Origin of the sequence: Streptomyces sp. NRRL S-118, from assembly GCF_000716335.1 — a bacterium.
Classification (GTDB): Bacteria; Actinomycetota; Actinomycetes; order Streptomycetales; family Streptomycetaceae; genus Streptomyces.
The window spans coordinates 81969-88807 of record NZ_KL591025.1; the positions used below are offsets into that span (position 1 = coordinate 81969).

Annotated in this window: 6 protein-coding genes; 4 read left to right on the forward strand and 2 right to left on the reverse strand. The window is 71.1% G+C overall.

Going from position 1 to position 6839, the window contains the following annotated elements; all coding sequences use genetic code 11:
- Nucleotides 1–4 precede the first annotated feature (4 nt).
- Genes IH00_RS0130680 through IH00_RS0130690 form a run of 3 tightly spaced genes read left to right on the forward strand, consistent with a single transcriptional unit; the run spans nt 5 to nt 3212 of the window.
- Entirely contained in the window at nt 5–1405 is a 1401-nt protein-coding gene (locus tag IH00_RS0130680; RefSeq protein WP_267882614.1) for a type III polyketide synthase, read from the forward strand.
- Between the two features lie 26 nt (nt 1406–1431).
- A complete protein-coding gene (locus IH00_RS0130685) occupies nt 1432–2643 on the forward strand; it encodes a cytochrome P450 (protein WP_031079292.1) in 1212 nt (403 codons plus the stop codon).
- A gap of 20 nt (nt 2644–2663) precedes the next feature.
- On the forward strand, nt 2664–3212 hold the full coding sequence (locus tag IH00_RS0130690; protein WP_031079293.1) for a cupin domain-containing protein: 549 nt from the start codon (nt 2664–2666) through the stop codon (nt 3210–3212).
- A 33-nt stretch (nt 3213–3245) separates the two neighbouring features.
- Here IH00_RS0130690 and IH00_RS0130695 read toward each other — a convergent pair whose 3' ends face one another.
- Nucleotides 3246–5537 carry a catalase gene (locus tag IH00_RS0130695; protein ID WP_031079295.1) on the reverse strand — a complete coding sequence of 764 codons (2292 nt, stop codon included), beginning with the start codon at nt 5535–5537 and terminating at the stop codon, nt 3246–3248.
- A gap of 290 nt (nt 5538–5827) precedes the next feature.
- The gene (locus IH00_RS0130700; RefSeq protein ID WP_234335020.1) at nt 5828–6379 is read right to left on the reverse strand and encodes an ATP-binding protein; all 552 of its coding nucleotides are present in this window, start codon (nt 6377–6379) and stop codon (nt 5828–5830) included.
- 155 nt (nt 6380–6534) lie between these two features.
- Between IH00_RS0130700 and IH00_RS0130705 the strand changes: the two genes are divergently transcribed.
- The gene (locus IH00_RS0130705) at nt 6535–6768 is read left to right on the forward strand and encodes a DUF397 domain-containing protein (protein WP_031079297.1); all 234 of its coding nucleotides are present in this window, start codon (nt 6535–6537) and stop codon (nt 6766–6768) included.
- Nucleotides 6769–6839 lie beyond the last annotated feature (71 nt).

A 6839-nucleotide genomic window follows, 5' to 3' on the forward strand; every position in this document is an offset into this window, starting at 1 on the left:
ACTCATGCTGCGCCGCGGGATCCGCCCCGGGCATGTCGTGCTCGGCCACCCGGGTGAGGAGTGGGCTCGCCGGACGGTCTCTGTTGTTGCGCGCCGCGCGAGCGCCGCTCTCCATTCACCGTCGCGGGCCGGGACCATCCGGGGCGCGGAGGGGGCGGTGGCACTCGCCGGAGGCGTTCCCGGGCGGCGGCGGGCCGCCCGGGCGCCCGTCCCGGAGCGGCCGTTCGCCGGTACCGCTGGGTCGTCCGGTCACCGCTTCGGCTCAACCGGGGCGGGAAATCCTCGACGCGCGCCGCGGTCGCAGGTCCGTGATTCTTTGAGCAAACGCGACGAAAGGGCTTACGTCATGGCCACGTTGTGCAGACCCGCAGTGGCGGTCCCTGAGCATGTCATCACAATGCAGCAGACGCTTGATCTGGCGCGGTCCATCCACGCGGACCACCCGCAGCTGGCGCTGGCGCTGCGGCTGATGGAGAACACCGGCGTACGGAAAAGGCATCTCCTGCGGCCGATCGAGGAAACACTCAAGCACCCCGGTTTCGAGGCCCGCAACGCGGTCTACGAAGCGGAGTCCAAGGCGCGTGTGCCGGCGGTCATCCGCCAGGCGCTCGACGACGCGGAACTCCGCGCCCAGGACATCGATGTGATCATCTATGTGTCCTGCACCGGCTTCATGATGCCGTCGTTGACCGCCTGGCTGATCAACACGATGGGCTTCCGCACGGACACGCGGCAGATCCCCATCGCCCAGCTGGGGTGCGCCGCCGGCGGTGCGGCCATCAACCGCGCGCACGATTTCTGCACCGCCTACCCGGAGGCCAACGCGCTCATCGTGGCCTGCGAGTTCTGCTCCCTGTGCTACCAGCCCACCGACCTGGAGGTCGGCAACCTGCTGTCCAACGGCCTGTTCGGGGACGGTCTGGCCGCCGCGGTCATGCGCGGCCGGGGCGGGACGGGCATCTCGCTGGAGCGCAACGGTTCGTACCTGGTCCCGCAGACCGAGGAGTGGATCGCGTACGACATCAAGGACACCGGGTTCCACTTCAAGCTCGACAAGCGCGTGCCCGGCACGATGGAACCGCTGGCGCCCGCATTGAAGGAGCTGGCGGGGCAGCACGGTTGGGACGCGTCCGACCTGGACTTCTACATCATCCACGCCGGCGGGCCGAGGATCCTCGACGACCTCAGCAAGTTCCTGGGCGTACCGCCGGAGGCGTTCCGCTTCAGTCGGGCCACGCTCACCGAGTACGGCAACATCGCCAGCGCCGTCGTCCTGGACGCGCTGCGCCGGCTGTTCGACGAAGGCAGCGCCGAGCACGATGCGCGCGGCCTGCTCGCCGGGTTCGGCCCCGGCATCACCGCCGAGATGTCCCTCGGTCGCTGGACCATCTCCGACCGCTCCTGACCGCGTCTTCGCAGAGGAATCGCACCGTGCTGGATGAGACGACCACGGCCCCCCTTCCCCCCGTGCGCGAATGGCCCGCGCTCGATCTGTTCGGGGTGGACTTCGACCCGGTGCTCGCCGAGCTGATGAGGGAGGGGCCGGTCACCCGGATCAAGCTGCCCAACGGTGAGGGCTGGGCCTGGCTGGTGACGCGTTACGACGATGTGCGGATGGTGACCAACGATCCGCGCTTCAGCCGCAAGCTGGTCGTCCAGCACGACGTCACCCGGCTGGCCCCGCACTTCATCCCCGTCGACGGGGCGGTCGGCTTCGAGGACCCGCCCGACCACACGCGGCTGCGGCGCGCGGTGGCACCGGCGTTCACCACGCGCGGTGTGGAGCGGGTGCGGCAGCGGGCCAAGGAGAGCCTCGACGAGCTGGTCGAGGAGCTGCTGCAGGACGGGCCGCCGGCCGACTTCACCGAGCGGCTGCTCGGCCCGTTCCCGCTGGCCGTGGTCTGCGAGCTGATGGGTGTCGCGGAGGCGGACCGGCCGCGGATGCACGAGTGGACGTCGCTCATCCTGTCCTCGGCACAGGGAGCGGAGCGCAGTCAGCAGGCCAAGGAGGAGATGTGCGCCTACTTCGCGGAGGTGCTGCGCGAGCGGCACCCCGGCGGGGAGGACGTCATCGGCCTGCTGGCGGCGGCCATCGAGAACGGTGAGATCACCGCGTCGGAGGCGGTCGGGCTGGCGCTGCTGATCCAGATCGGCGGCGAGGCGGTCACCAACAACGTCGGCAACATGCTGTTCCTCCTGCTCACGCACCCGGAGCACCTCGCCCGGATGCGGGAGGAGCCGGAGATCCGCCCGCGCGCCATCGACGAGTTGCTGCGCTACATCCCGCACCGCAGCGCGGTGGGCCTGTCGCGGATCGCGCTGGAGGACGTGACGGTCGCCGGGGTGCGCATCCGGGCCGGCGATCCGGTCTACGTGTCGTACCTGGCGGCGAACCGCGATCCGGAGGTGTTCGCCGACCCCGGGACGCTGGACTTCGACCGGAGTCCCAATCCGCACGTGGCGTTCGGGTACGGGCCGCACTACTGCGTCGGCGCGATGCTGGCGCGGCTGGAGTCGGAGCTCCTCGTGGACGCCATGGTGGACCGGTTCCCCGGGCTGCGGTTCGCCGTTCCGGTGGAGCAGCTGCGGTTCCGCCGCGGTGCGCTCATCCGCGGGCCCGAGTCCCTCCCGGTGACCTGGTGACCGCGCACCTGGGGGCGCCGGTGTCCCTGCTGGAGGGCGCACCCGAGGGGCTGCTCGTCCCACCGGGGCAGGGCCGTACCTTGCGTACGCCGGCCCAGCAGGTGACGTTCAAGGTGACGGGTGAGCACTCGCGGGTGGCGTCGAGCTTCGAGGTCGTGGTCTCGCCCGGCTTCGACGTCGGAGCGCATGTGCACACGCGCAGCGAGGAGCTGTTCTACGTCCTGGAGGGCGAGCTGGACGTGCTGGCGTTCGAGCCGCGGGTGCGGACGCGGGACGACTGGCGGAACTGGGAGTCGTCGTCGGGGAAGCGGGTGGTGCGGGCCACACCGGGCACGGTGATCGTGGTGCCGCCGGGCTGTCCGCACGCGTTCGCCAACCGGACGGACGCACCGGCGAAGATGTTCTTCCAGGCGTCGCCGCCACCGGACCACGAGCGCTACTTCGACGAACTCCTGGAGATCCTCGATCAGGGCGGTCCCGTGGATCACGCCGCGATCGCGGCGCTGCGGGCGCGGTACGACATCGAGCAGCTCACGCCGCTGCGGCACGACGCGCACGCGGAGGCGTGAGCGCGTCGTGCCGCCGGCGGGCCGCCCGGCCGTTCAGGCGGTGGCGGGGAACCGGTCCCAGACGCGGTGGCTGCCGAGCAGTTCGACGATGCGGGCGAGGGTGCCCGTACCGTCGTCGGCGATCACCACCCCGGGGGCGCCGGACGGCACGCCGGCCGCTTCGAAGGCGCTCACCGCGCCGTTCCAGCCGCCGAGGGCCTTGGCGTGCCGGAACGCCTCGGAGAGCATGAGCAGCACCCGGGGGTCGCTGGTGGCCCCGGCCTGGACGGCGTCCCCGGCCTTGGCGTCGCGGGCGCCGTAGGCGTCGTCGCCATGGCCGGGCACTCCGGCCAGGACGAGGGCGTCGAACTCGACCGAGCGGGCGGTGGCGAAGGTCCGCTGCACGGCGACCGGCTCGTCGCCGTCCGCGTCGAGCGTGCCGCCGGAGGGGGCGATGACGAGGGGCACCATGCCCGCGTCCAGGGCCGCCCGGCGCACCGCCCGCACCCCGTCAAGGTCGGCGTTCTGGTCGGCGACGATGCCGATGATCCGGCCGGCCGGGGGCCAGGTCCGCCCGATCTGGGAGAGGGCGGGGCTCGGCTCGACCGGCGCCAGGGGCTCGGTGGGCTCGGGCGCCGGCAGGCCGAGGCCGGCGGCCACCCGCTCGCACAGTTCGGGGTCGATGTTCGCGAGCACCTTCAGCGCCCGTTCCTTGATGGCCTGTTCGTAGCACTTGCCGAGTTCGAAGGTGTAGGCCCCGATGATGTGCTCGCGCTCGGTCGGGGTCATGCTGAGCCAGAAGCGGCGGGGCTGGCTGAAGTGGTCGGAGAAGGAGGCGGGTGCCTCGCGTACCTTCTCGGCGGCCGGGACCGGGACGGGCACTTCGATGTAGGCGCCGTTGTCCGCGCCCGCGAGGAACGGGCACCCCCCGTCGAGCGAGTTGGGGCGGTAGGGCGCCACGCCGGTGTGGACGGCTGTCTGGTGCAGGCCGTCGCGCAGCATGTCGTTGACCGGGGCGTGCGGGCGGTTGATGGGGATCTGGGCGAAGTTGGGACCGCCGAGCCGGGTGATCTGGGTGTCGAGGTACGAGAAGAGCCGCCCCGCCAGCAGCGGGTCGTCGGTGATGTCGATGCCGGGGACGAGGTGCCCGGGATGGAAGGCGACCTGCTCGGTCTCGGCGAAGAAGTTCGAGGGGTTGGCGTTGAGGGTGAGCAGGCCGATCGGCTGCACGGGGGCCAGTTCCTCGGGGACGATGTTCGTCGGGTCCAGCAGGTCGATGCCCTCGAAGGTCTGCTCCGGGGTGTCGGGGAAGGTCTGGATGCCCAGCTCCCACTGCGGGTACGCGCCGGCCTCGATGGCGTCGGCGAGGTCCCGGCGGTGGAAGTCGGGGTCCACTCCGTTGATCATCTGGGCTTCCTCCCACACCAGGGAGTGGACGCCCAGCTTCGGCTTCCAGTGGAACTTGGCGAGGGTGGTGGCGCCTTCGTCGTTGACCAGGCGGAAGGTGTGCACCCCGAAGCCTTCCATCATCCGGTAGGAGCGGGGGATGCCGCGGTCGGACATGTTCCACAGGGTGTGGTGCGTGGCCTCGGTGTGGAGGGTGACGAAGTCCCAGAAGGTGTCGTGGGCGCTCTGTGCCTGGGGGATCTCCCGGTCGGGGTGCGGCTTGCCGGCGTGGATGACGTCGGGGAACTTGATCGCGTCCTGGATGAAGAAGACCGGGATGTTGTTGCCGACCAGGTCGAAGACGCCTTCGCCGGTGTAGAACTTCGTCGCGAAGCCCCGGGTGTCGCGCACCGTGTCGCCCGAGCCGCGGGAGCCGAGGACCGTGGAGAAGCGGACGAACACCGGGGTCTCGACGTCCTTGCCGAGGAAGGCCGCCTTGCAGACCTTGGCGGCCGTCCCGTACCCCTGGAAGACCCCGTGCGCACCGGCGCCGCGGGCGTGGACGACCCGCTCCGGGATGCGCTCGTGATCGAAGTGCATGATCTTTTCGCGCAGGTGGTGGTCCTGCAGCAGGACCGGGCCGCGGGGCCCGGCCTTGAGGGAGTGGTCCGTGTCGTACAGGCGGTTGCCCTGCGCCGTGGTGAGGTACGGCCCGGCCTGCGCGACCCGTGACCGGTCGGCCCCGGTCGGCCGGCCGGTGGGCCCACAGGTGTCGGGGCCGCTCTGGTCGGGCTTGGGCGGGAGCGGCCCGCGTACGGTGGTCGGCTCGTCCACCTGCGCCGGCTCGGGCGCCGGGCGGCCGGGCAGTTCGGCCGCGGGCCCCTTGTCGCCGCGAACCGCCTCGGTCACCTTGTGGGCGACCGCCTTGAGCGGATTGGGATCCTGGTTCTGGTTCGCCATCGTTCCTCCGTGCTCGGACAGCAACTCCACAGCCATGACCGTCGCCGGGGCGGCCGTAACGGATCAGCGGAACAGATCCGTCCTTCGGCACACCCGGGCCGGGCGTGGTCACGGCTCCGCAGGTACCCCGGGTCACACGGCGGAAGCAGGACCTTCGTCACGAATTCAACGGCCGGCGGTCCTGAGGGATGCCCGTCGGCTGGCGGCCCTGCGGGAGGGGCCCTGGAGGAGGGGTCCGGAGGAAGGGGTATCCGGAGACGGCGGACCGGGCGGGGACCACGGCCCTGTCGTCACAGGGCCAGTGAGGCCCACACCGTCTTGCCCCGCGGGGGCGTCGGGGCCCAGGACCACGTGTCGCACAGGGCGCCGACCAGGAGCAGCCCCCTGCCGCCCGTCGCCAGGTCCCCGGCCTCGCGCGGACGCGGCGGGACGGAGCTGGGGTCGGAAACGGCGCAGACCAGGTGGGTGGCGTGGCGGAACAGGCCGAGCCAGACGGGGAATTCGCCGGGGCCGTCCCCGTCCCGTTCCCCGGCGGGCGGCCGCACGGCGTGCCGTACCGCATTGGTGACCAGTTCGCTGACGACGACTTGAGCATCACCGGTGACGGCCGGCAACTCCCACCGGTCGAGCGTGTGGGCGACGAACCGGCGCGCCTGGCCGACGTTGCGCGGCGCGCCGTCGAAGCCGCACGCCGCGAAGCCGCCGGCGGGGAGGAAGCCCTCGTCGTCCAGGTCCATGTCCGGTGGCTCGCTCGGCAACGGCGCACAGGTTCCGGAGACATGACCCGGCGGGCTCATCGGCCCGGCGTACGTGCTCGTCGAGTCCGGCATGTGAATCGTCACGGTGAAGTCTCCCTGCGAGCTTCGGGGTTCGAACGCTGCGGCAGCCGGTGCGGGACGAGTATCGTCGAGGTCGGCACGCGAGTGCAATTGCATCTGGGATTGCACTGTCCGATTCTCATGGGCACGTACGAGCGATTCGAAAGAGGTATGTGGGGGTGGAGTTGTTCAACGGCATGCGTTCGAGCTCCCTGGCATCGGCTGCGTGGATCAAGAGCAGTCACAGCAACGCCACGGGGAACTGCGTGGAGATGGCGGCGTTGCCGGACGGGCGGGTGGCCGTGCGCAACAGCCGGGACCCGGAAGGGCCGGCTCTCGTCTATACGAGGGAGGAGATAGCGGCGTTCGTGGCGGGCGCCCGGGACGGCGACTTCGACGCGCTTGTCGGCTGAAAGCCACCAGTGGCGGCTCCCGGCTCTGGCCCGGGCAGGGGCCGGATGGGTAGGGTCACTCCATTCATAGT